The following is a 25,093-nucleotide window of genomic DNA, read 5'->3' as shown; positions in this document are numbered from 1 at the left end:
AGATTATGGATTTAACTATAAAGAAATTTGAAGAACTGAGTAACCAGGAATTATATAAAATTATTGAGGCAAGAATTAATGTTTTTGTTGTCGAGCAGGACTGTCCTTACAATGAATGTGATAATAAGGATCAACACTCCTTTCATTTATTTTATCAAGATCAGAAACAGATTGCAGCTTATCTTCGGATTATTTTGCCAGGTATATCCTATAAAGAAGCATCTATAGGGAGAGTACTGGTAAATAGGGAATACAGGAGAGAAGGACTTGGTCTGGAAATGATGGAACAGGCAATTTCTTTTATTAAAAATAATCTGGGTACAGATTCAATTAGAATTTCTGCTCAGGAGTATATTCTTAATTTTTACAGAAGTCTGGGATTTGAGGTTGTATCCGATAGATATCTGGAAGATAATATACCGCATTTTGAAATGCTGCTTAAATTGTAATTAAAGAAAGTTTTTGATAAAATTAAAGTGAGCAATTATTAATCGTGGAGGAGCTGTTTTAATTTGATAAATTTAGTTGATGCACTGGCTCTAGCAAAAGAATGGGCGCTGGATGTTGGTAAGATTCAGAAAGAAAAGTTAAAAAAAGAAAATTTAGAAATTAATACTAAAAGCACTTTAACTGATCTTGTAACAGAAATTGATTTATTGAGTGAAAAAATGATTAGAGAAAAGATTGAAGACAACTATCCAGCCCACAATATTCTAGGTGAAGAGAATGATTATGCTGATAAAAAAAGCAAATATACCTGGATTATTGATCCACTTGATGGAACAAATAATTATGCAAGTGGTTATCCTATTTATTCTGTGTCGATTGCCTTAAAATATAAGGGAGAAGTTGTACTTGGGGTTGTTTATATTCCAGAATTGGATGAGATTTATTCAGCAATTAAAGGCAGAGGAGCTTATAAATCTACAAAAAAAATAAATATTTCTAAAAAATCTGTCTTAAGTAATTCTTTAGTTGCAACTGGTTTTCCATATGATAAAAAAGTATCCAGAATTGATAATCTGGAACCACTTAATAGAATATTAAAAGAAATCAGAGGGCTCCGGCGTTCTGGAAGTGCTGCTTTTGATCTTGTTTCTGTAGCTTGTGGGCGCATAGATGCTTACTGGGAATTCAAACTTAAAGAATGGGATTTTGCAGCAGGAGAATTACTGGTTAAAGAAGCAGGAGGAGAAGTTTACAAAACTGAGATAGAAGGAGAGCCACTTTTTATAACAGGGAGCAAAGAATTAGTAAATCAATTAAAAACGATTATTGAAGTTATTTATAAAAAATAAAATTGAGCAGGTGAGTAGCAGATGAAAATTATTAGATATCAAAAAGATGAAAAAATAAAAAATGGAATTTTAAAGGACGAAACAGTGTTTGAGCTAAAAGGGGATGTTTTTTCAAACTTTTCTGTTGGACAGGAGGTTGCAAAGCTTGAAAAAATTAAACTTCTGGCTCCAGTCCAACCACCAAATATAATTGCAATCGGTTTAAATTACAGGCAGCATGCTGTAGAAACCGGAGCTGAGATTCCAGAGCGTCCGGTTATTTTTCTAAAAGCAACCAGTAGTTTAACTGAGCCGAATTCAGAGATCGTTTTACCCAAACTGGCTCCAGCTGAAGTTGATTTCGAAGCAGAGTTGGCAGTTGTGATTGCTAAAAAGGCTAAAAATATTGAGACTGTTGAAGTTGATGATTATGTTTTAGGTTATAGTTGTGCCAATGATGTTAGTGCACGCGATTGTCAGAAGAAGCTGGATAAGCAGTGGGCTAGAGGAAAATCATTTGATACATTTTGTCCTTTAGGTCCCTGGATTGAAACTGAGGTTGAACCTGATGATTTAAAGATTAAATCAATTTTAAATGGAAAAGTTATGCAGCAGTCAAAAACTTCAGATATGATTTTTAATATTGAGCAGCTGGTAAGTTATCTTTCACATAATATGACGCTGCTGCCAGGAACAGTTATTTTGACCGGCACACCCGAAGGGGTAGGTTTTGCCAGGGAGGAAAAGATTTTTTTAAGAGATGGCGACCAGATAACAATCGAAATTGAAGGTATTGGAAGTTTAAAAAATACAGTTCGCAAAGAAAAGTAAATTAAGTTAAAATAGAAAATTAGACCCTCATTGACTTAAAACGATTATAATTTAACTTTTAATTGAATATCAGCTCTTTAGGGAGGTTAATTATGCAGTTTTTCAATCAGAAAACTTTGGTTTTACTAATCCCTGTTCTCTTAGCTGTCCTTAGTTATGTTATTCATAGAGTAATTGCAAGTATTAAAAGAAAAAGGGCAGAAGAACTATTTACTAATTATCATAAAGATAGAATTATTTATTTTAGCAAAGAAGTTAATTTTTTTGGTCAAGAATCAGCTGGTAGAGCTCAACTTAGAGGTAATGGCTCTTTACTTTTAACTCCGGATGAACTACATTTTTTAAGATGGGTACCAAAAAAGAATATAGTTATACCTTTAGATAATATTAAAAACATAGAAAGAGTCAATTCATTTCTTGGTAAAAGGAAAAATAGTGAATTATTAAAAGTCGAATTTAGTAATAATCAGGGAGAAAAAGATGCAGCTGCCTGGCTTCTGGATAACATGCAGGTCTGGGAACAGGTAATCAAAGATAATTTGAAAGAATAAAAAATCGCTCTTAAGATCAGGATTTAAGCTCCCGGTCTAAAGAGCGGTTTTATTTTTACAGTAATTAATTAAACATTGTAACCTTTTAGGTTATTACGAAAGTTTTCTGTTAAATCTTCCATTTGTTCAATATAACCTGTCATTTCTTTAATTTTTTCAGAATAGCTATTAACACTGGCACTCATTTCTTCACTGGATGCTGAATTTTCTTGAGCAATTGCAGCAAGGTTATTAAAGTTTTCAATAACCTCTCTGATTTTTTTAGTTTCAGTATTTAAGCTGCTGACTATTTCTACAACCTGATCGGTAGCTGCTTCAATATCATTTGTAGCACTATTGCTCGATTCAGCAACTTCCTCCAAAGCCTGATTACTGGCTTCAAGGTTGCTAAACTGTTCACTGATACTTGAACTAAGTGTTTCAACATGTTCAGTAAATTCTCCCAGATTTTTTCTGATTGTTTCAACAGCCTGCTGAGATTCTTCTGCTAACTCTCTTACTTCTTCAGCCACTACTGTAAAGCCACGTCCATTATCAGAGGAACGTGCCGCTTCAATAGAAGCGTTAAGTGAAAGTAGATTAGTCTGGCCAGCAATTTCTTCAACTGTATCTACAATTTCCATTATTGTTTCAATTTTTTCCGAAAGTTGTTTTCCCAGTTGGTTAACATTAGCAAAGGCAGAGCGAACTCCACTGATTCGTTCATTTACATCAACAACTGCCTGAGTAGAGGAACGGATATTTTTAACAGCATTCTCGAGATTATCACGGCTTTCCTGACCCGCTTCAGCAAGTTTTTCAATTTCTTCAACATTCTGATTGACTATATAGGCAGATTCTTCAGTTTCCTGAGCCTGAGCCTGTGCTCCCTGAGCAACTTCATCGACAACTGTAGAAATGCTATCAGATACTTCTTCCATATCTTCAGCCAGCTCGACAAAATCTTCAGTAAAATTATGCATATCATCAGTTCCACCCTTAAGGAAGAGTATATCTTCTCTTAATTTAGATTTAATCTGACGTAGCTTTTCAAATAATTTTTCAAAATCATCAGCAGTTTGCAGCCTGTTTTCGTCATCGAGATTTAGGGCTTCTATTTTGCTTAATTCATCATCAATAGCTTTAATAGGTGACATTAAAATTTTGCTGATAATTGTCAGAATAATTCCCAGCCCTGCTGCTCCGCCCAGATTAACTTGCCATCCTGCCGTAAATTGTGGCAGAGATATTAAAGCAAAACTTGAGATAAATCCAATTAAGCCCATTTTAGCAGGGATACTCTTTAAAAAACCCAGACCTAAAATTTTTGAAAAGAGATATTTCTTCTTATTTCTAAAAGATTTTTCAAAGCTGATATGAATAGTCAAAAAATCTCTGCCATCATCAAGAGTACCTCGATCAATTTCTTCTACCTCGATAGGTGTTTTGAAAAAAGAAGAGCTTCCCTCCAGAAGTCCCAGAAAATAGTCATACATACCCCGCTTTGATTTATAAGTCATTTCGATCTGATTATCATTTAATTCTTTTGCTCGCAAACGAGGAGGATTAGCTCCTGGAAGCATTTCTGTTAACTGTAGGTGAACTGTATCCATTAACATCAAAAAGTTTTTCAAAGTTCTGTTGCTAAAATAGGAAGGAAACCATTTAGAAAAAGTTTCAATATTTTTAATCCCCATCTCATGCCAAATTTCTCTGGGATCTTTACCAACATCCTGGCCTAAATATTTCATTAGATCTTTTGTTTTTTGATCTTCAATAGTTGTCATTGGAGTAATAATTAAATCTTCCTTAAATCCTGCTTTCTTTTTAGCTTTATTGACTTTTTCCTCCCCATATGTTCTGGTTAGAGTACTCAGCCAGGTCGAGACGACTGTTCCTTTCATAAACTTCCCTCCATTTATTTATTATATAATTTTAAAATTTATTTACAGACAAAAATAAAATAGCTTCTTCTTTAATAAGCTATATTAATAATAATTCGTGATAGGTAGAATAATCCCTGCTTTTAATAGGAAAATTTAATAATATTTGTATAGATACCGTTTATAATTCCAATAACCGGTATTTATTTATACATTTTTAGCTGTAGATGATATAATAAAATTAAGTTTTAGAGTACCCTATAAAATATTTGAGGAGTTTTAAGTAATGAATTACGAAAAAATAGATTTTAAATTTGGTCTTCCCCTTAACATTTCTCTTAATTCACTTGTAAAACAGCAAAAATTTAATCGAAGTTTAAAAATCATCTGGCTTTTAAAGGGTAAAATAACTTATAGCAACAATAGTGAGTCCAGAGATATAATAAATTTAAAGGCAGGGGAAATTAAGATAATTAATAGTTATACCCCCTTTCAGCTGCTTAGAAAATCAAAAGATGCTGAATATCTTGTTTTTAACTTTAAATATAGTTATTTGTTGAATTTAATTTCTAACTTTGAAACTAAGATATACAAATTAAATAATCAGGATAATCTGACTAAGATTAAATATTTAATTGCTTTAATAGCCAGAGATTATTTTTCTTCTCATTATCAAGTGGAAGAAAAAATAAAGAAAAATCTAGCTGAACTTTTTCGAGAGCTGAATAACAATTACTGTATTTATAATCAACGTCAGGATCAATTTTATCAGGAAGCAAGGGGAAATATAGTACTTAAAGTGATTGAAAAATTGGAAAATCAAATTCAAAAAAATTTGACATTAAAGGAAATTGCAGAAGAATTACATTATAATAGTTCTTATCTATCAGAAAAATTTAAACTATTAACTGGAGTTAATTTCAAAAAATTTTTGGACCGATTGCGGCTGGAAAAAATACTGTCAGAACTTCTTTATACAGATCAAAATATTAATCAGATTGCACTTAAAGCAGGTTTTAGAAATGTGAAGAGTTTTTATAGAGTATTTAATGAGTATTTTGAAGAGAGTCCGCTTGCAGTAAAGAAAAATTATCCCCAACTAAAAAAGCTAAATTTAATTGAAGAGTTTGGTGAGCTCAGTTATTATATTCAATATTTTGAGAAAGTAATCAAATACTTTAAAGAAAATAATTTCAGTCAGGTTAAAAAAATAGAGAGTGAAATTAACTTAATTGAGTCAGAGAGAATAAAAAATGTAAGGCCTGTCTGGCAAAAACTAATTAATGCTGGAACAGCTCAAAGTATTCTGGATTCAAATCTACGCCATCAGATTAGAGAGCTTCAGCAGGAGATAAATTTTGAATATTTACGTTTTGAAGGTATCTTTAATGATGATCTGGAAGTTTGTAAAGGTGATAGTCTGGAAAACATCCATTATAACTGGAAACTTGTTGATAATATAATAGATTTTATTTTAGAAAATAATTTAAAACCATTTATTACCTTAAGTTTTATGCCTGAGCTACTGGCCAGTCAAAAAGATAAAACTATTTTTTATTATCAGGCTAATTTTTCGCCACCTCAAAAAATAGAAGCCTGGCTTGAGCTGATTAATGCATTTATAATACATTTGATTAATAGATATAGTATTGAAGAGGTAAAAAGCTGGTATTTTCAGGTCTGGACTGAATTTCCTCATCAGGGTTTTCACTGGGCTGGAACAGAGCTTGAATATTTTGAATTTTATGCCAGGACAGCTGAGAAAATAAAAGGTATTTCTAAATTACTGCGAGTTGGACCGGCTTCAGAAACATTTTTTGAAGAAAATTTTCTTTCTCAAAAATTTTTGAAATATGCAGAAAAAAATAATATTGCTGTAGATTTTTATAATATCAATCTCTATCATAATTCAGTGCCAGTAATCGAAGAAGAAATTGATATGAGTCAATTTTATAAGGAAAGTACCCTGGAAGATATTAAATTTAAGTTTAAAGAAAAGGATTACTCAATAAAGATGTCTAAAAAAATAAAAAAACTGCTGCAGGATTATTATCCGAAGGCAGAATTAATAGCAACCCGCTGGAATGTCAGCTGGAATGCAAAAGAACTGGTACATGATACTGCTTTTATGTCAGATTTTATAATAGATAATGCCTTAAAACTTCAGGATTATTTAGATGGGCTGGGTTATTTAAATTTATCAGATTTAATTTCGGAGTGGCCGATTAACGAATTACCATTTTTTGGTGGCAGAGGATTAATGAATACAGAGGGAATTAAAAAATCTGGTTATTATGCCTATATAGTTTTATCAGAACTGGGAGATAAGATTATTGCACAGGGTGATAATTATATAATTACTGCCCGGGGAGATGATCTTCAATTTTTGATTTATAATTATGCTTATTTGAGTAAAAGTTATCAAAATGCTGATTACAGTATTATTGATAAATATAACAGGTATCAGGTTTTTGAAAATAAATCTGACCTGAAATTTATATTTAAACTTAATGGATTAAAAGGCAAGTATAAGCTCAGTCAGTATAAATTGAATAGAGATTCTGGTTCTGCTTTTGATCAGTGGTTGAAGATGGGTGCTCCTTCTGACCTGAATAATCATGAAATTAAATATTTAAAATACAAATCATTTCCTGATTTAAGAATTGAATATCTCGATCTGGAGGGTAAGTATAAACTTCAGGGTGAAATTAAAAGTCATGGGATAGAATTTTATCTGCTAAGAAAACAGTTTCAAATTTAACTAAAAACTAAATATTTATAGGAAAAAATAGAAACCCAAAGAAAAGAAACAGTTAATTATCTTTTCTTTGGGTTTTAATGATTTGTTTCTGAATAAATTCAATTTAACTGGATTTTTATTTATTAATTCCAAATAAATAGAGACGAAATTACAATATTTTTATTTTATAATGTTATTAGAAGTTATATAAGAGTTAGTTAAATCTAACATAAGTCCTATAAGACATGATTTTCGTAGTTCAGCTCAATCCGGAAGGGCCGGACTAAATCCATTAAAAAACTAGGAGGACTTATTAATGTTAAATAAGCCAGATCAAAAAGAAATTAAAAAGAAAAGAGAAAAATTGAAAGAAAAGGGAAAGTATCATAACGCAGAAAAATGGCAGATTGCATTTTTTGCTTTAAATAATACTGCTACAAACACAGCCTTTTTATTAATAATGTATTATGCCTTTTTTACTCAGAATGTTTTAGGTTTATCAGCAGCTATTGTTGGTGGTATAGCAACTGCAATGAGAATGTTTGATGGTTTTACCGATCCGATTATTGGGTTTGTACTTGACAAGACTGACACTAAGTTTGGAAAATATCGTCCCTTTATGCTAGTAGGAAATATTATTTTAGTAGTAATGCTAATAGCCCTGTTTCATGTCCCACCTGAATGGTCAGAACAGACAAAGTATATTGTTACAGCAGTTTTATATGGTTTAGCAATTATTGGGTATACTTTTCAGACTTCCTGTACTAAAGGAGCTCAGGCAGCTCTAACTAATGATCCAGCTCAAAGACCACTTTTTACTTTTTTTGATGCAATATATAACACTTTATTATTTTCTGGTGGTACCTGGTTTATTATGACCTATATGGCACCTAAATATGCTCAGAATGTTAATGATCCTGCCTTATGGTCAACTGTATCTATTGTATTTATGGCTGCTTCTTTTGTGATGACTATCTTAGCAATTATTGGTATCTGGTCAAAAGACAGAACTGAATATTTTGGACTGGCTGAAAATTCTAAAGAAGTTAAATTTAAGGATGCCTGGGAAGTATTAAAAAACAACAGACCTTTGAAAATGTTAATTGTGGCTGCTTCTACTGATAAATTAGCTATGACTGCAAGAAGAGCTGGTTTCGTTTACTTCTTTTCCAATATTCTATATAATACTGCTCTTCAGGGTAAATTTACACTCTGGGTGACAGTACCAGCTGTAATAGTTACCTATTTAGGAGTTAAATATGCAGAAAAAGTTGGTCTTAAAAAATCTTTTGTTAGATTAACCTGGGGTGGAACAATATTAGTTTTAATGCTTGTTGTTGCTACACCATTTTTAGCATCAGGAGAATTTTCAACTCAAGTATTAATTCTTTTAATACTTTTAGGTGCTCAATATTCAGTAAGTCAGTTAGCTGGTAATATTGTTATTCCAATGATTGCCGACTGTACCGATTACGAAACTTATCGCTCAGGCAGATTTATGTCTGGATTCATTGGCACTATTTTTTCCTTTGTGGATAAAATGATTTCTTCTTTAGGTACAGTAATAATGGGGCTTAGTATTTCACTGGCAGGATATGGTGCCCAAAAGATTCCACCCAACTCTCCTGTTGGTCAGGGGCTGGAAATTGCCATAATGTTTATTGTTTTTGGTTTACCATTAATCGGGCATGTGGCATCTCTAATTGCTATGAAATTCTATCCTCTTGATGCAGAAAAAATGGCCGAAATTCAGGATGAAATCGATGAGAGGAAAACTGTAGCTTCAACTACTGCTTAATAATTTTGAATTAATAGTATAATGAATGAAATATTATTAGGGCTTTTCTAAAATTATATATATTAGAGAAGCTCTATAATTATATTTTTAAAATTTTAAATAAACGGAGTGATAAAAAATGGAATCACAATTTTTATATCCTGCTGAATCTGCAACCCGTCAGGTGATTGATTTATCAGGGATCTGGAAGTTTAAAGTTGATTTTGAAGAAAAGGGGAGAGAAGAAGGCTGGCAGAACGGTTTAAATGATTACAAAGAAGTGCCTGTTCCTTCAAGTTATAATGATCTTTTTACAGATAAAGATATTAGAGAACATGTTGGAGACGTCTGGTATCAGACAGAATTTTATCTGGCAGAAGAATGGCAGCAAAAAAATATTAACCTGCGCTTTGGCAGTGCAACTCACAGAGCGGAAGTCTGGCTAAATGGCGAAAAAATTGCTGAACATGAAGGCGGATATATGCCCTTTGGAGCAATTATTAATGAAGCAGCTGATTTTGGAGCCAAAAATACTCTGGTTGTAGTTGTTAATAATGAATTAGATTTAACAACTATCCCTACAGGACAGATTAAAGAATATGATGATGGCAAAAGGAGACTCTTCCCTTATTTTGATTTCTTTAATTATGCTGGAATCCACTCTGCAGTAAAACTGCAGCTTCTGCCTAAGGACTATATTTATGACATTAGCACAGTTACAGATTTTGATGATAGTACCGGTATTGTAGAATATGAAATTAAAAGCAGCTCTCATTCTGAAATAAGGGTTGAATTAAAGGACGCTGACGGCGAAGTTGTTGCCCAAAACTCAGGTGCAGAAGGCAGATTGAAGTTTGAAGACGTTAAGCTCTGGCAGCCTGGAGAAGGATATCTCTATAATCTGGAAGTAAGTCTGTTAAGTGCAGGAGAGCTGGTCGATAATTATCCACTGCCGGTAGGAATTAGGACAGTTGAAGTTAAAGGCAACCGCTTTTTAATTAATGATGAGCCATTTTATTTCAAAGGTTTTGGTAAGCATCAGGACAGTGAGATTAACGGACGCGGTTTTGATCCGGCAGTAATGATCAGAGATGCTGAGCTTTTGGACTGGATTGGAGCTAACTCAGTTCGCACCTCACACTATCCTTATGACGAAGAATTTTATCGAATGTGTGACCGCAGAGGGGTTGTAGTAATCGATGAAACTCCTGCAGTCGGACTTTTTGATATGAATATGAACTTCCTGGCTGCAGGTACAGGTAAAGAATCGGAGTTCTTTGAAAAAGAAATTGTCCACGAGCAGACAATAAAAAATCATAAAAGAGAAATTAAGCGTTTAATGAAGAGAGATAAAAACCATGCTTCTGTTGTTATGTGGTGCCTGGCCAATGAACCGGATAGTGCTCAAAAAAGAGCAGAAGAATACTTTGCAGAAATTTTCTCCTTTGCCCGGGGCCTTGATCCTCAAAAGAGACCTCTTACGTTTACCAATATTATGACTGCCCCCTATGGCAAGTGTAATGTAGCCCAGTTTGCTGATGTGATATCGCTAAATCGCTATTACGGCTGGTATATCATTGGGGGTTCTGAACTAGAATATGCTCAGAAAGATTTTGAAGAAGAACTTGCCGGCTGGGAAAAAGAAGGAAAGCCAATTGTAATGACCGAATATGGTGCAGATACCAAGGCAGGTATTCACAAACTACCTTCAGTTCAGTGGTCTGAGGAGTATCAAAATGAATATTTAGAAGTTCAGCATCAGGTTTTTGATAACTGTAATTCAATAGTTGGAGAACAGATGTGGAATTTTGCTGACTTCCAGACTGTAGAAGGTATTTTAAGAGTTAACGGCAATAAAAAAGGTGCTTTTACCAGAGACAGGCAGCCTAAGATGTCAGCTCATCTTTTAAAAAAGAGATGGGAAGAAATGCCGAATAATTATAAAGCTTAAACAATAGTGAAATGATTCTTTTGTACCCGGTCCAAATAAGCCTATCTGGACCGGGTATAAGTAAAATATATCACAAATAAGAGCGGGTGAAAAAATGAACCTTATTGATAATTATCTAAAAGAAAAAGAATATCTGATCTGCATTGATTCTGATGGTTCAGCGATTGATACAATGACTGAAAAACATAAAAAAGCTTTTGGTCCGCAGGCAGTTAAAGTCTGGCAGTTAGAGGAGATGGAAGAAGATTTTTTGAAACACTGGGATAAGGTTAATCTTTATTCTCACAGCAGAGGTATCAACCGCTTTCAGGGTCTGGTTAAAACTTTTAATGAATTAAAAAAAGAAGGTTATCAACTGCCCCAAATTAATCAGATTGAAAAATGGACTCAAGAAAGCAGCGAATTATCCAACCCTGCTTTAAAAAGAGCCATTAAAAATAATGAGAATAATCAGCAGCTTAAATTAGCACTTCAATGGAGTCAGCGGGTTAATCAGGAGATTTCAAAACTGGAAAAAAATCAGGGAAAAGTTTTTATAGGAGTTAAAAAATCACTTGCTGAAATCTCAGCTAAAGCAGATCTAGCAGTTGTTTCTTCAGCTAATCAGGAAGCTCTTTTAGATGAATGGGAGAGTTATGATTTAAAGAAGTATGTTAAAGTCATACTTGGTCAGGAAGCTGGTTCGAAAGCTGCTAACATTAAGGATTTAAAGGCAAAAGGGTATGATAAAAATCAAGTATTAATGATCGGTGATGCACCGGGAGATTTAAGAGCCTCTGAGAAAAATGAAGTATTATTTTATCCGATAATGCCCTGTGAGGAAGAAGAATCCTGGCAAGAATTTGCTAATCAGGCAGCAGAAAAGTTTTTCAGTGGAAATTATCAGGGTGAATATGAAGAAAAGCTGATTAAAAAATTTAATTTTATTTTAAAGTAAAAAAACGGAGGTAATTATGGTAGATTTAAAAGCAAAGCCTTTTTATTTAAATGATGAAGATATTAAATGGGTAAAAGACACAATTTCTGAAATGTCACTGGAAGAAAAAATCGGCCAGTTATTTATCACCAGGATTCATGGTGATTTGGCTGATCCGGATAATGCAGAAATTGTGAAGAAGTATCATGTTGGTGGAATCAGATATGCCAGTAAAAGATCTGAAGAAGTTTATAATTTTATCAAAGATATGCAGGCAGCAAGTAAAATTCCACTGCTGGCAGCAGCCAACTGTGATAATGGTGGCGATGGTGCTTCAACAAATGGAACTTTTATTGCCAGTGGAGCAATGACTGAGGCCTCAGAATCAGAAGAAGTGGCCTATAATGCAGGTCTGGTCAGCGGTCGAGAAGAAGCAGCTCTCGGAGTAAACTGGAATTTTGATCCCTCAGTTGATATTTTATATAACTGGCGGAATACAATTGTTAACACCAGAGCCTATGGAAACACACCGGAGAAGGTAATTAAATATACCTCAGCCTATCTTGAAGGTTTAAAAGACAGCGAAGTTGGTGAAATTGCTACCTGTGTTAAGCATTTTCCCGGTGATGGTGTTGAAGAAAGAGATCAGCATCTGGTTTTAGGAATTAATGATTTTGAGCCAAAAAAATGGGATCAGACTTTTGGTAAAGTATACAAACACCACATTGACAATGGTCTGATGAGTATTATGGCCGGTCATATTGCAATGCCGGAATACTCAAAACAGCTGAACCCGGAATTAAGCGAACAGGATATTATGCCGGCAACTCTGGCTTCAGAGTTATTAAATGATCTCTTAAGAGATAAATTGGGCTTTAACGGTCTGGTAGTAACAGATGCCTCACATATGCTAGGAATGACAGCTGCTATGTCAAGAAAGGATTATGTCCCTGGTGCAATAGCTGCTGGCTGTGACATGTTTTTATTCTTTAATGATAAGGAAGAAGATTTTCAGTTTATGCTGGAAGGCTACAAAAATGGAGTAATTACAGATCAAAGATTAAATGAGGCACTGGAAAGAATTTTAGGACTCAAAGCAGCAATTAATCTTCATCAGAATTCGGAGGCTGATCAGTTAGTACCGGCAGAAGATAAGCTTGAGATAATTGGTCAGAAGGAACATCATGAAATGGCTGCAGAGGCTGCCGATCAGGGAATTACTCTGGTTAAAGACAGCCTGGATCAGCTGCCGATAACCCCGGAGACTCATCCAAGAATAAAATTATATTATCTCTATGGAGAGCTTGGTGGAATTTATAATAGCGATACCTCATCCAGAGAAAGAATTATTGAAGAACTGGAAAAGGCAGGTTTTGAGGTTGATTTAAACGAAGGTGAATCCCGTGAAAAAGGTAAAATAATGGAATATCGTGATAAATATGATGCAGCTTTTGTTTTTGCTGATGTTAGGGGTTATGCCCAGCAGAATAATTACAGGATTAAGTGGAAGTCTCCAATGGATAATGAGGTTCCCTGGTATGCTGCTGAAATTCCAACAGTATTTGTTTCCTTAAATTATACCAACCACTTTATTGATGTACCTATGGTTAAAACTTTTATCAATGCTCACGGAAATACAAGTGAAATTATCAGACAGACTATTGAAAAGATAATGGGTAAATCTGATTTTAAAGGTTCTTATAATGAAAATGTTTGGTGTGATATTTGGGAAGCAAAGAGATAGCATAATAACGGCACCGGGTACCTGAAAAAAATCCCAGGTACCCGGTACCAAATAAATTAGCTCCTTATTAAATTAATATAGATGAAGTAAAAGGCCTTACAATCTTTACAGATGTAGGGTCTTTTACTTTTTAATTGTCTGATTTAAGTTATAATATCTTTAGATAAGATAAAATAACTTTATAAATATATTGATTTGAATTTAATAGTTAAATGAGTAAATTTATAAAAGTGATATTTTAATAGAATAGGAGTGGTTTTATGTCAGGTAAAAGATTTCATCCATCTAAAAAGAAAAAATTATTTTCAGAAAAAAGATTAAAAAGTTTAAAACCGGCTGAAATGCTGTCAAAGTTAAATTTAAAAGAGGGAGATATATTTGTTGATGTAGGAGCAGGGAATGGATTTTTCTCACTGCCGGCAGCAGAAATAGTTGGTGAAAAGGGAAAAGTTTATTCTGTTGATGTAGAAATAGATATGCTTTTGGATTTAAAACACAGAGCTCAGCAGGCGGGCTTAACTGACAGAATAGAAATTTGTAAGAGCGAGGATAATGATGCCAACCTGCATCAGAGTGCAGATTTTATGCTTTTTGCTTATCTTTTTCATGAGGTAGAAGATAAAGCTGAGTTTTTGGATAACTATTTTAATTTTTTAGAGAAGGGTTCCAGGGTTGTTTTTATTGAGTGGGATCCAGATCAAAGAGAAGAGGGTCCACCACTTCATCATCGGGTTAAAAGTGAGCAGTTAAAAGCTATGCTGGAAGAGAGAAATATTAAAAATATAGAAGTTAAAGCTATAGATTATAATTCTTATTTGATCAGCGGGCTTAAAGTTTAGAGGATTTTATTAAAAAAAGAGTTAAATATTATGGTTCTTTAACAAATGTTGTGAAATCTAAATAGCATCCATTGAATCATGTTAGCTCTTTGATTTTTTAAATTTCTCTTAAATACTTAGTAATGATAAATATACTCGGCGTTTTAAGTTTTCAACTTTGGGAACACCGTAGCCAATTCTTTTGATTAATTTGATTTTGTTGTTTAATCCTTCAGCAAATCCGTTGGTTATTCTAGTCTTAAAATAGTTAATAATATGCTGTTCCCAGCGTTTCACTGTTCCTTTAGCTCTATAGAAAAGACTTAATTTAGACTGACTAACATTTTCATACCAGTGATTTAAAGCTTGAATAGATTCTTTAACATCAGGAATTTGGAGTAAATCACGGAATTCTTCTTTTAGCTCCCATGCTTTTTCTAAAGCAGGAGATAGTTTGAAGATCTCTATCAGTCGCTGGTGTCCGTCATCATCAAGGTCTTCACCAGCCATTAGAAGGGTTAGTCTTGATTTATAGAACTTCTTTCTATTAGCAGCAGTCTGTTTATCCTGCTCCTCTTTTCTCAGCTTATCTAGGGCATTATTAATGGCTGTAACTAGATGAAACTTATCAACCACTATTTTAGCATTTGGAAAAACAGTTTCTGCAACAGCTTTATATGGACTCCACATATCCATGGAGAAGTACTTGATCTGCTCCCGCAGTTCCTCAGGCCAGGTATTGAAGTACTCTATAAGATCCTTCTTTTTTCGAGAGGATAGAACTTCAATTAGCTTACCGTTAATTGGATCAGTTAAAGCAACTGCGTATTTATGTTTTTTCTTGATTGCAAATTCATCAATACTGATAGCTTCAACTTTATCTAAAGTTTCCAGCTGAGCCTTTTCTATCATAGTATCTATTTGAGTATTAACTGAGTTTTTAATACTTGTATAGCTGAGATCATTTTCTCTTGCTACCCTTGAATAATCACGGCCATCAGTCTGCTTTAAAAGATAGAATTTAAAACGCTCAGTTTTCCTGGAATAACCAGGAATACTCTTAAGATTTTTTGGTATTGCTCTTTTGCCACAATGCTTGCAGCTATAGCGTTTTTTAACTATTTTAATAACAACTTTTTTATCTCTAAAAGGAACATCCTGAATACTTTGAGGACGCCTATCATGAATATTATCTGCCTTTTTGCCACAGATAGGACACTTAACATGATCTGTTTTGTAATCAACGATAAAAGTTAAATATTTTTCTGTTTGGATTAATTCTGTTGCCACAAGGTCTGGTAAATCTAATAAATCTGTGACAAGATTATTATGCATTTGCTTGACTCTTTCATTGAATTTTTGGTGTGCAAACTAATTAATTCAACAGAGTCAGGCAAATGCCTTTTTTTATTTAGATTTTTTTAGATTTACAGTTTTTTCTTCACAACATTAATTATACAACCAAAATTATTTTAATTTATTAACAAAGTACAGTCTCCTATTTTACTGAGACTGTACTTTTTTTATGTGTGCTCCGTAAATTATTCTGATAGTAGATGAAAGTCCTACCTATGTTGTGGCATGTATCATGTAGAAGTCAACAGTGACAGGGTGTTCACCGCGAGGTGGAATCTGAAGAGTCTGAGACGTGCTGTTAGTCCAAAACATTATGTGAACCAGAGGTGGCATCTGTAAATGGCGATTCGCCATAAAAACGAAGAAGCTCAATGCCGGTATAAAAACCATGCAATCTAGGCCGGATTTGCAGATGTGATTAGGGTTGGAATGACAGTAAGATAGAATAATTGACCGGAGGAGTTCTGTATTTGTCTGAAACTGAAACTAGTTTTAGTAAGTCGAGGCATAACCTGAACGGGAAAACCAAGATAAAGCAGATACAGAGTTCAGATGGCGTCAATAGTAGCTATGATGACTGGTCCTTAGATAGCAGGGCGAGCTGCAGGAGGATAAAACCAGTTTAGCAAAGGACAGCCAGCGCAGTCGAAGTTGAAGATATTACAGGAGTGGTAAACAGATTTTAATGGTTTAAACATTGCTTAAAGCAATGGGTCAGGCTGGTAGCCGGAGGGAGAAATCTAATCCCAAAGGTGGTAGGCCAGAAACACCATAACCTCAGTAGTAATATGTCAGAGGGGGCGATTGGTGAGAATCTAAAACGTGGCTGATAATATTATGAAGATAGGGTCTGTTCAACTGGACTGTAGAGTTGAAGACTGGTAAGTCGTGAAGTAAGGACTGGTGAAAGAGATAACTAAGAAAACGTACTACACTCTTAAAGATAAAGTAACAAAGATTAGAAATATGAAAGTAGCCGCAAAACATGTCTTAGATAACGGTGGTAATGCAGGTGTTGATAGAATAGATACAGTAGAATTCAAAGAAAACTATGCAGTTCACATGAGAGAACTATACAGAGAATTCTTAGAGAATAGATATCAACCCAAACCAGCACTGAGAGTATTTATCCCAAAAAGTGATGGAAGACAGCGACCACTTGGAATACCTACAGTTAAAGATAGAATAGCTCAGGCTGCAGTGAGAGGAATACTGGAACCGATATATGAAAAAGAATTCTGTGACTGTTCTTTGGGATTTAGAAAAGGTAAATCGCAGATTGATGCGATAAACAAAATAGAAGAATACAAAGAACAGGGCTACAAATGGGTATTAGATGCAGACATTAAAGGGTTTTTCGATAATATAGATCATGAGCTTTTAATAAAATTTATCAGGCAAAAAGTAACAGATGGATGGGTAATTGAAATAATAAAATCGTGGCTGACCATGGGAGTCATGAAGGATGGAGAATATATACCCACAAAAAAAAGAACCCCTCAGGGTGGCTTATGCTAAGCTTAGCATAATAACTTTCTTTGCATAAGGCGGGCCTTTAAGTCCATTGCTTAGTAATATCATGCTGGATGAACTGGATAAAGAACTGGAGAAACGCAATCATAAATTCTGTCGCTATGCTGATGATAGTCAGATCTTTGTTAAAAGCAGAAAAGCGGCTAAAAGAGTTATGAAAAGCATAACTGTATTTATTGAAAAGAAACTGAAACTTAAAGTTAATACAACAAAAAGTGCAGTCGGCAGACCCTGGAGAAGGAAATTCTTAGGGTTCTCATTTTATCGAAGGAAAGGTAAAGTAAGGATTAGAGTCCACCCGAAATCAATCAAGAAAATTAAAGCAAAAATAAAAGAACTCACATCGAGAAATAAAGCCTGGACAATGAAATATCGTTTTAAGAAATTAAAACAGACAATCACAGGCTGGGTCAGCTATTATAAAATAGCTGATATGAAAAGCAAAATGAGAGCTCTTGACCAGTGGACAAGACGACGAATAAGGATGTGCTACTGGAAAAGGTGGAAAAGGGTTAGAACTCGTTTTAGGATGCTCAAGAAACTGGGCATTAAAGAATCTAAAGCGTGGGGATATGCTAACACAAGAAAAGGCTACTGGAGAATTTCCATTAGTCAAATACTTACAAGAACCTTTACCAACAAATTTCTAAAGAAGCTGGGATACCTTAGTTTTACGGAATGATATACACAAGTAATTAATTCTTAATGAACCGCCCAGTACCGAACGGTACGCTGTGGTGGTGTGAGAGGACGAGAAATAAATTAATTATTTCTCTCCTACTCGATTTAAAAATTAAAGTTTAGCTTTCTATTTTGCGGATTACTAATATTAATGATTTAAAAGGTGAATTGAAATATGAAATGTATCTAGAGTATTAATTAGCGAAATAATTTGACAATTCAAAAAAATGATATTATAATAATATCAGACATCAGATGAATGATGAATGATAGGAGTTGATTAAATGGATAAAAATAGAAGAAGACGTGAGCAGCCTCTTTATATACAAATCTATAACGAATTAAAAGCAGAAATAAAAACTGGGATTTTTGAAGATGAAGATAAATTACCACCACTTAAAGATCTAACTGAGATGATGTCAGTTAGCAGGAGCACAATTAGAGAAGCTATTGGAATTTTAGAAAGTGATGGTCTAGTAAAAAGAATGCAGGGTATTGGAACATTAATCACTCGTTCTCAGATAAATGGAATGGAAAGATTAAAAAGTTTTACTGAAAGTATAAAAGAACAGGGTTTAGAGGCAGGAACTAGTTATAAAAAATTGAGTTGGGAAAAAGCAGATCAAAATTTGGCTGATATTTTAACTGTAGAAAAAGGTACAAAAGTTGCAGTTATTGAAAGAACAAGAACTGGTGATGGAAAGCCAATGATCTACAGTATAGATAAACTTCCGCATACAATAATTCCAGAAAATTTTATGTTAGATGATTTAGATGAATCATTATTTACTTATTTAAAAGAAAATTGTGGAATTGAATTAGAATTTTCTCAACTAAATGTCAGAGCAGCTGGTGTTGAAAAAGATATAGCTAAAAAATTGGAATTGAAAGCAGGGGCACCTGTTTTAAGTGCTGAAGAAACTTATTTTAATGTTAAGATGGAACCAATTTTATACTGTGTAAATATTTATCGTACAGACAGATTTTATTTTCAAATTTCAAGTCGTCGTTGATTTAGGCTTACTAACTTTCCTTAAATACATAATTGATAATTGCCGAGGAAAGTTTTATTAAATAAAAGAAAAAATATTAAAGGGGGAAAAGGTAAATGAAAAGATCAATTTTTGTTATTGTTGTATTAATGCTGGTTTTAGCTTCAATTGCTTCTGTGGTTTCTGCTCAAGAAGAGGTAGTGCTTAAAGTATGGGATAATTATTTTAGGCAAGCAAATGATCAAATAATTAAAGATGCTATGGAGAAATTTAAGCAGAAACATCCAAATGTTAGCTTTCAACGTGTAGCGAGACCATTAGATGATCTAAAAATGCAGATAATGGCCGCTTTACCAAAAGGTCAGGGTCCTGATATTATGACTGTAAATAATGCAGAAACAATGATGGGACCACTAGTTAGAGGAGGTCATTTGCTAGCACTAGACAAATATGCAGAAGAATATAACTGGGAAGATAAAATATTATCTCCTGCAGTTATGAACAGAGCTCGTTATTCTGAAGATGGTACAGTCTTAGGTAAAGGTAACCTTTATGCTGTCCCATTTATGGGAGAGTTAGTAGGTGTTTACTATAACAAAGAAATATTTGAAGAGCTTGATCTAAATATACCTCAGAGTTTAGAAGAATTCGAAGAAGTATTAAAAACTCTCAAGGATGCAGGGTATATTCCAATTACTTACGGTGGTTTAGATGACTGGCAGTTTTTCCATCTTTATGGTGAAGTCTTAGGAAGTGTTCTGGCTCATGACATGGGTGCAGATAATGCTCAAGAATATCTAGATGATATTGTTCTTCGGTGGGATGAAGATCGGAGTTTTGTTAATAAAAGCACTCAAGAATCAGCATCTATTTTACAAGAGTGGGTGGAAAATGATTATTTTGTTGATGGGTTTTCCGGTTTAAATGGAGATGATGCCTTGCCAATCTTTACAGCTGGTAAAGCAGCAATATTTATTCAGGGAAGCTGGTACAGTGGAGATATAACTGTATCTGATATTGAAGCAGGATTTTTCCCATTTCCTCCTTATAAAAAGGATGGAAAATTACCGCCTCAGGTTGGCGGAATGCTTGTTCCCTATGGTATAAGTGCTTACACAGAACATCCTGATCTGGCTGCTGAGTTTATTGATATAGTTATTTCTTCGGAATCTACTAATGAACATTTGATAGATAATAACAGTCTACCAGCTTCAGTTCCAGTAGATACTTCTGAATTAGAAAGGGGTACATTAAAATACGATATTTATACTACTTGGAATGAAGTGAATGACTCTGGAAGACTAGGGCACTATTTAGACTGGATTTCATCTTCAATGTGGGACACTATGGGAGAAGCAGGACAGAATCTAATGAACTTAGATATTTCTCCAGTAGATTTTGTAGAAAAAATAGAAACTGATTTTAGACAGTGGCAGGATGAAAAACCCAAAGCGGATTAAAAATAAACAGTAATAAAGAAAAAAGCGGCCTCTTTAATAAGAGGTCGCTTAATTAAGTGATTTTAGGAGGAATTTTATGTCTGCTGAAAAAGATAAAAACTTTGAACCTCTATTTGATATTATGGGTAAATTTACACCATATATTTATATTTTGCCCACTTTAGCCATTACATCTGTATTTTTGATTTATCCCTTTATTAATACTTTCTTTTATAGTTTATTAAAATGGGATGGCATTGGAGAAATGAATTTTTTAGGAATTACTAATTACATAAATATGTTTCAAGATCCCAAATTTTGGGCTTCTTTTAGTGCTAATTTAATTTATATTGTAATGTATAGTATAATTCCTGTAATTGCAGGATTAATAGTGTCTTCTTTAATAGGAAGAACTGAACTTTTTGGAGTGAGATTTTTCAGAACCGTTTTTTTCTTACCCCAGGTAATTGCATCTGTAGCTATAGGTATTATATTTTCCTGGATTTATTCTTCCCAATTTGGAGTAATCAATCAAATTTTAGGAGTAATTGGTCTGGATAAATACCAAACAGCCTGGTTTGGTCATCGAAGTACAGCACCATATGCAGTTGGATTTATAGGTATTTGGCTGACATTAGGTTTTGCAGTAATAATATTTTTATCAGGCATACAAAAAATTGATGAAAGTATTTATGAAGCAGCTAAGATTGATGGAGCCAATTCGACTCAGCAATTTATATATATAACTTTACCTGAATTAAGATATGAAATGGTAGTGGTATTTGTAGTTACTTTAATCAGGTCGCTGAGCACCAATATTTTTGGTATAGTGTCTTCGACAACAGGTGGTTCTTATGGAACTCGACCAATTTCTCTTTATGCTTATGAACTCGCTTTTGTTCAGTATGAGTTAGGTTATGCATCAGCGCTGGTAGTAATTCTTGTAGTATTAATATTAGTTTTAACGCAGATAATTGAGAGAATTGGTGAGGGGAGCTAATATGATATCAAAAAAACAGGTTTTCAAAAATTTATTAACTTACAGTATATTAATAGTTTTATCTATATTTGTTTTAATACCTTTTGTATTAATGTTTTTAGGTTCTTTTAGGGAGCATGTTAATATAATAATTAATGGGGCTCTTGCTTTCCCAGAAAGCTGGAGTATAGACAATTTTAAAGAAGTATTAATTGAATACAATTTTCGTTATTATTTTATTAATACAATAATTGTGACTGTTCCTACAGTTATTTTAGCAAATATATTTGCAATTATGTCAGCTTATGCACTTGCATTTATGGAATTCCCTTTTAAAAGAACGATAAAATTATTTACGACTGTAGTTGGAATAATGATTGCTACTCCTTTTATAATGATTCCATTATATCAGCTGATGGCACGTTTGAATTTAATAGACAGTTATCTAGCACCAATATTGCCTCAAGTTGCAATGAGTGCCTGTTTTGCAACTATGGTCTTGCGTTCTTTTTTTAAAGGTTTACCAAAAGAATTGCTGGAAGCAAGTCTGGTTGATGGAGCAACAAGTTGGCAGGTTTTATGGAAAATACTAGTACCAATTGCCAAACCGGCGATTATTACTTCAGCTGCACTTACAACTGTCTGGACTTGGAATGCTTATCTGCTTCCTTTAATTTTACTGCAGGATCCTGCTAAAGTAACTCTCCCAGTAGGCCTGATGTTTTTTAAAGGAAGATATACTACTAATATTCCTTTAATGTTGACCGGTACAACTATAACTTCGGTACCGATGATAATATTTTATTTAATATTTCAGCGTCATTTAGTTAAAGGATTGAGTCAGGGAGTTCTTGATTAACTTTTAATATAAATTACAATTATTAAGAAAGGAAGATGATTTTGACAGAAAAAATATTATTAGTTGGAGAAATATTTTTTGATACTATTTATAAAGGTTTAGAAAATCTCCCCAGTAAAGGTCAGGAGATATTTTGTTCTGATTATAAAACATCAGCAGGAGGAATGGCAATTACTGCTGTAGGAATGAGTAGATTGGGATTAGATGTAGAACTTGCTGGAGCAGTAGGTAGTGATGTTCAGGGTGAATATTTAATTAATAAACTAAAACAGGAAGAAGTAGGGATTAAATATTTAAAAAAGATTGAACCTGCAGTTACTAATAATTCTACTGCTATAGTTTATGATGGCGACAGGTCTTTTATTAGCTATCGGGGAATAGAAGATAAAACAGAACAAATACTGCAAGAAATAGCTGAAAATAACAATCCTAATAATTTCACTAGATTGCATATTTCTTTGGCTGCAGGTAATGATTTTATGGGCTTAATCAAAAAAATAAGTAAAATGGACTTAAATATTTCTCTTGTAACTGGTTGGAATGCTGCCGAATATTATGGAGAACATAAAGATGAATTTGAGGAAATTATGCACTACACAGATATCTTTTTTTGTAATGAACTGGAAGCAAAAAAAATTACAGGGTTTTCTAATATGGAAAAAGCATGCAGATATTTGAACACAATTTCTACAGCAGTTGTTACACTGGGAGAAAAGGGAGCAATAACTTATGACAATAAACAAGGTTTTGTTAGGAGCAGTGCACTAAAAGTTGAGTTTAAAGATCCCACAGGAGCTGGGGATTCTTTTATTGCTGCTTATACTGCTTCAATCAATTGTGACTTTTCTTTATTAGAATCCTTAAAAATTGCAAATGTATGTGCATCTTTATCTACACGTGAACTGGGTGGTATTGATGCTTTCCCTCAGAATATGAATGAAGCAAAAAAATATTTAAATTAATAAAAAAGGTAGGTGCTTAAATTATGAAAGTAGTAATTGTTGGTGGTGGTGGGGTTAGAACTCCCCAAATTATTAAAACACTTTATAGTAACAAAAAAGAACTCTCTCTTGAAGAAATTACTATGTTAGATATAGATCAAGAAAGACTAGATAATATTAAAATGATAAATAATGAATTGATTTCTGGAAAAGATATTAAACTAAATTATACTCTTGATGCAGAAGAGGCATTTATTGAGGCTGATTTTATACTTTTTACGATTAGAGTTGGTCAGATAGATGATAGAATAATTGACGAAAATATTCCACTTAATTACGGAGTTGTTGGTCAAGAAACTACTGGTCCCGGTGGTTTTGCAATGGCAATGCGTACTATTCCTGTTATGCTGGAATATTTAGATTTAATTATGAAAGTTTCTCCAGATGCTTGGATACTTAACTTAACTAATCCATCAGGTTTAATTACTCAAGCTCTAACTGAATCTGGTCATGAAAAAGTTATTGGACTCTGTGATGGCCCTACTGTTTTAAAAGAAGAAATTGCAGACGCAATGGATTTAAATGAAGATGAGCTTTTTTATGAATATTTTGGACTTAATCACTTTGGCTGGATAAAAAGAGTGGTACATAATGGTATTGATATTACAGAAAATGTATTAAATAATAATCAGGCTCTTGCTGAAACAAGAGTTGATCCCGACTTTTTGAGACAGATAAAAATGATTCCAAATGAGTATTTATTATTTTATTATAATAATACTGAAGCTGTAAAAAATCTTAAAGATAGCAAAATGAGTAGAGGAGAAATTATTAAAGCCTTAAATACTAAATTATTTAATGAGTTAAGAAAAATTAATAATGATGATAGTAATAAGTCACCTCTTCAGATTTATAAAAATTACAATAGTGCCCGAAATGACAGCTACTTGCAGGTAGAAACTATGGGGTTACAAACTGATAATATTGCGGAAAAATTATGGGGAGGGATTAATTCTACCGGTAGTTCTGATAAAATGCAAACAGGTTATGGTAATATTGCTTTACAAGTAATGCAGTTATTAAATTCTGATCAGGCAGAATTAATGCTACTTAATGTGGTTAATAATGGAGCAATTAACTGTCTTGATGATCAGGATGTTGTAGAAATACCTGTTTATGTAGATAAAAATGGACTACATCCTTTAAATATTGCAGATATACCAGAACATGCTAGAGGAATGCTGCAGGCAGTAAAAAGTTACGAAAGACTTACAATTAAAGCAGTTAAAGATAAGTCTTATGCTTCAGCACTTCAAGCACTAATCATTCATCCATTAATTCCTGATTTAAAAGCTGCCAGATCTATTCTTGACGATTATATTGAAAATCATCGCTATTTTCCAGAATTAAAATAAATAAAATATTTATTAAGTGAATATTACTTTGTTATTTAGATATTCAAAAAAATTCTAAGCGGCTAAGTCTTAGATTCAAAAGGGCTTAGGCCGCTTAATTTTTTAGTGAAGAAACTGTTTTTTTAAAAAATTAATTTAATTTTCTTTTTTTTCAAAAAAAGAAGGACTTTTTCAATTTGTCATGAATATATAATATAGATACGTACCAATATTAATCAAAATGTTAAATTGGTACATATCAAACAAGCATAATGGTCAAAAAAATTAAATATAAGGGTGAATAGTAGTAGATGAGCGATATTAAAAGATACTTATTCTTATAGAAAGCAGTCTACGTATTAAGAGTAATGTTGTTAATAAATTCGTTAATTTAAAAAGCTTATTTAAAGTTGAGTAATGACACTTTGAAAAAGGAAATGAAAAACTGTGAA

Annotated in this window: 20 protein-coding genes; 18 read left to right on the top strand and 2 right to left on the bottom strand. The window is 33.3% G+C overall.

Going from position 1 to position 25,093, the window contains the following annotated elements; all coding sequences use genetic code 11:
- Window positions 1–5 precede the first annotated feature (5 nt).
- From BW929_RS02635 to BW929_RS02620, 4 genes are all read left to right on the top strand, one after another.
- Window positions 6–449 (top strand): GNAT family N-acetyltransferase, encoded by a 444-nt coding sequence (locus BW929_RS02635; RefSeq protein WP_076543822.1) that lies wholly within the window; start codon window positions 6–8, stop codon window positions 447–449.
- Between the two features lie 63 nt (window positions 450–512).
- Window positions 513–1,298: an inositol monophosphatase family protein gene (locus tag BW929_RS02630; RefSeq protein ID WP_076543821.1), complete on the top strand. Its 786-nt coding sequence runs from the start codon at window positions 513–515 to the stop codon at window positions 1,296–1,298.
- Window positions 1,299–1,319: 21 nt separating this feature from the next.
- Window positions 1,320–2,108: a fumarylacetoacetate hydrolase family protein gene (locus BW929_RS02625; RefSeq protein ID WP_076543820.1), complete on the top strand. Its 789-nt coding sequence runs from the start codon at window positions 1,320–1,322 to the stop codon at window positions 2,106–2,108.
- A gap of 92 nt (window positions 2,109–2,200) precedes the next feature.
- Window positions 2,201–2,659, top strand: a complete 459-nt coding sequence (locus BW929_RS02620) for a hypothetical protein (protein ID WP_076543819.1) — start codon at window positions 2,201–2,203, stop codon at window positions 2,657–2,659.
- A gap of 68 nt (window positions 2,660–2,727) precedes the next feature.
- Here the strand turns inward: BW929_RS02620 and BW929_RS02615 are convergent, their stop codons facing one another.
- Window positions 2,728–4,542 (bottom strand): heme NO-binding domain-containing protein, encoded by a 1,815-nt coding sequence (locus BW929_RS02615; RefSeq protein ID WP_076543818.1) that lies wholly within the window; start codon window positions 4,540–4,542, stop codon window positions 2,728–2,730.
- A gap of 265 nt (window positions 4,543–4,807) precedes the next feature.
- Here BW929_RS02615 and BW929_RS02610 point away from each other — a divergent pair, with 265 nt between their 5' ends.
- The 6 genes from BW929_RS02610 to BW929_RS02585 all read left to right on the top strand — a co-directional run bounded on the left by BW929_RS02610 (window position 4,808) and on the right by BW929_RS02585 (window position 14,488).
- Complete coding sequence (locus BW929_RS02610) at window positions 4,808–7,282, top strand: GH39 family glycosyl hydrolase (RefSeq protein WP_076543817.1); 2,475 nt, start codon at window positions 4,808–4,810, stop codon at window positions 7,280–7,282.
- 295 nt (window positions 7,283–7,577) lie between these two features.
- Window positions 7,578–9,059 (top strand): MFS transporter, encoded by a 1,482-nt coding sequence (locus BW929_RS02605; protein ID WP_084566060.1) that lies wholly within the window; start codon window positions 7,578–7,580, stop codon window positions 9,057–9,059.
- Between the two features lie 118 nt (window positions 9,060–9,177).
- The gene (uidA, locus tag BW929_RS02600) at window positions 9,178–10,989 is read left to right on the top strand and encodes a beta-glucuronidase (RefSeq protein WP_076543816.1); all 1,812 of its coding nucleotides are present in this window, start codon (window positions 9,178–9,180) and stop codon (window positions 10,987–10,989) included.
- A 94-nt stretch (window positions 10,990–11,083) separates the two neighbouring features.
- Window positions 11,084–11,926 carry an HAD family hydrolase gene (locus BW929_RS02595; RefSeq protein ID WP_076543815.1) on the top strand — a complete coding sequence of 281 codons (843 nt, stop codon included), beginning with the start codon at window positions 11,084–11,086 and terminating at the stop codon, window positions 11,924–11,926.
- Window positions 11,927–11,942: 16 nt separating this feature from the next.
- Window positions 11,943–13,649: a glycoside hydrolase family 3 protein gene (locus BW929_RS02590; RefSeq protein ID WP_076543814.1), complete on the top strand. Its 1,707-nt coding sequence runs from the start codon at window positions 11,943–11,945 to the stop codon at window positions 13,647–13,649.
- A gap of 260 nt (window positions 13,650–13,909) precedes the next feature.
- Window positions 13,910–14,488, top strand: coding sequence for a class I SAM-dependent methyltransferase (locus tag BW929_RS02585; RefSeq protein WP_076543813.1), 579 nt, complete (start codon window positions 13,910–13,912; stop codon window positions 14,486–14,488).
- Window positions 14,489–14,596: 108 nt separating this feature from the next.
- Here BW929_RS02585 and BW929_RS02580 read toward each other — a convergent pair whose 3' ends face one another.
- The gene (locus BW929_RS02580; RefSeq protein WP_076543812.1) at window positions 14,597–15,802 is read right to left on the bottom strand and encodes an ISL3 family transposase; all 1,206 of its coding nucleotides are present in this window, start codon (window positions 15,800–15,802) and stop codon (window positions 14,597–14,599) included.
- A 987-nt stretch (window positions 15,803–16,789) separates the two neighbouring features.
- On the opposite strand from BW929_RS02580, the gene BW929_RS15445 reads away from it, so the two are divergent.
- The 8 genes from BW929_RS15445 (at window position 16,790) to BW929_RS02540 (ending at window position 24,662) form a co-directional block, all read left to right on the top strand.
- The gene (locus BW929_RS15445; protein WP_234978051.1) at window positions 16,790–17,341 is read left to right on the top strand and encodes a reverse transcriptase domain-containing protein; all 552 of its coding nucleotides are present in this window, start codon (window positions 16,790–16,792) and stop codon (window positions 17,339–17,341) included.
- 46 nt (window positions 17,342–17,387) lie between these two features.
- Complete coding sequence (locus tag BW929_RS15440; protein ID WP_234978050.1) at window positions 17,388–18,038, top strand: group II intron maturase-specific domain-containing protein; 651 nt, start codon at window positions 17,388–17,390, stop codon at window positions 18,036–18,038.
- A 283-nt stretch (window positions 18,039–18,321) separates the two neighbouring features.
- On the top strand, window positions 18,322–19,050 hold the full coding sequence (locus BW929_RS02565; RefSeq protein ID WP_076543809.1) for a GntR family transcriptional regulator: 729 nt from the start codon (window positions 18,322–18,324) through the stop codon (window positions 19,048–19,050).
- 95 nt (window positions 19,051–19,145) lie between these two features.
- Window positions 19,146–20,489, top strand: coding sequence for an extracellular solute-binding protein (locus tag BW929_RS02560; protein ID WP_076543808.1), 1,344 nt, complete (start codon window positions 19,146–19,148; stop codon window positions 20,487–20,489).
- Window positions 20,490–20,565: 76 nt separating this feature from the next.
- Window positions 20,566–21,468 carry a carbohydrate ABC transporter permease gene (locus BW929_RS02555; protein ID WP_084566059.1) on the top strand — a complete coding sequence of 301 codons (903 nt, stop codon included), beginning with the start codon at window positions 20,566–20,568 and terminating at the stop codon, window positions 21,466–21,468.
- A 1-nt stretch (window position 21,469) separates the two neighbouring features.
- Window positions 21,470–22,306, top strand: a complete 837-nt coding sequence (locus BW929_RS02550) for a carbohydrate ABC transporter permease (RefSeq protein ID WP_076543807.1) — start codon at window positions 21,470–21,472, stop codon at window positions 22,304–22,306.
- Window positions 22,307–22,347: 41 nt separating this feature from the next.
- Window positions 22,348–23,268, top strand: a complete 921-nt coding sequence (locus BW929_RS02545; RefSeq protein ID WP_076543806.1) for a carbohydrate kinase family protein — start codon at window positions 22,348–22,350, stop codon at window positions 23,266–23,268.
- 23 nt (window positions 23,269–23,291) lie between these two features.
- Complete coding sequence (locus tag BW929_RS02540; protein ID WP_076543805.1) at window positions 23,292–24,662, top strand: family 4 glycosyl hydrolase; 1,371 nt, start codon at window positions 23,292–23,294, stop codon at window positions 24,660–24,662.
- Window positions 24,663–25,093 lie beyond the last annotated feature (431 nt).

Source organism: Halanaerobium kushneri, assembly GCF_900156285.1.
In the GTDB taxonomy this organism is placed as follows: domain Bacteria; phylum Bacillota; class Halanaerobiia; order Halanaerobiales; family Halanaerobiaceae; genus Halanaerobium; species Halanaerobium kushneri.
Note: the sequence above shows the minus strand (reverse complement) of the source record. Positions and strands in the feature narration are given on the sequence as shown.

Bases quoted from the DNA above. Each gene is read 5' to 3' on its own strand.
- BW929_RS02635 (WP_076543822.1), top strand. From the start codon at position 6: ATGGATTTAACTATAAAGAAATTTGAAGAACTGAGTAACCAGGAATTA.
- BW929_RS02555 (WP_084566059.1), top strand. From the start codon at position 20,566: ATGTCTGCTGAAAAAGATAAAAACTTTGAACCTCTATTTGATATTATG.
- BW929_RS02560 (WP_076543808.1), top strand. From the start codon at position 19,146: ATGAAAAGATCAATTTTTGTTATTGTTGTATTAATGCTGGTTTTAGCT.
- BW929_RS02605 (WP_084566060.1), top strand. From the start codon at position 7,578: ATGTTAAATAAGCCAGATCAAAAAGAAATTAAAAAGAAAAGAGAAAAA.
- uidA (WP_076543816.1), top strand. From the start codon at position 9,178: ATGGAATCACAATTTTTATATCCTGCTGAATCTGCAACCCGTCAGGTG.
- BW929_RS02615 (WP_076543818.1), bottom strand. From the start codon at position 4,542: ATGAAAGGAACAGTCGTCTCGACCTGGCTGAGTACTCTAACCAGAACA.
- BW929_RS02550 (WP_076543807.1), top strand. From the start codon at position 21,470: ATGATATCAAAAAAACAGGTTTTCAAAAATTTATTAACTTACAGTATA.
- BW929_RS02620 (WP_076543819.1), top strand. From the start codon at position 2,201: ATGCAGTTTTTCAATCAGAAAACTTTGGTTTTACTAATCCCTGTTCTC.
- BW929_RS02540 (WP_076543805.1), top strand. From the start codon at position 23,292: ATGAAAGTAGTAATTGTTGGTGGTGGTGGGGTTAGAACTCCCCAAATT.
- BW929_RS02625 (WP_076543820.1), top strand. From the start codon at position 1,320: ATGAAAATTATTAGATATCAAAAAGATGAAAAAATAAAAAATGGAATT.
- BW929_RS02580 (WP_076543812.1), bottom strand. From the start codon at position 15,802: ATGCATAATAATCTTGTCACAGATTTATTAGATTTACCAGACCTTGTG.
- BW929_RS02590 (WP_076543814.1), top strand. From the start codon at position 11,943: ATGGTAGATTTAAAAGCAAAGCCTTTTTATTTAAATGATGAAGATATT.
- BW929_RS02585 (WP_076543813.1), top strand. From the start codon at position 13,910: ATGTCAGGTAAAAGATTTCATCCATCTAAAAAGAAAAAATTATTTTCA.
- BW929_RS02610 (WP_076543817.1), top strand. From the start codon at position 4,808: ATGAATTACGAAAAAATAGATTTTAAATTTGGTCTTCCCCTTAACATT.
- BW929_RS15445 (WP_234978051.1), top strand. From the start codon at position 16,790: ATGAAAGTAGCCGCAAAACATGTCTTAGATAACGGTGGTAATGCAGGT.
- BW929_RS02595 (WP_076543815.1), top strand. From the start codon at position 11,084: ATGAACCTTATTGATAATTATCTAAAAGAAAAAGAATATCTGATCTGC.
- BW929_RS02565 (WP_076543809.1), top strand. From the start codon at position 18,322: ATGGATAAAAATAGAAGAAGACGTGAGCAGCCTCTTTATATACAAATC.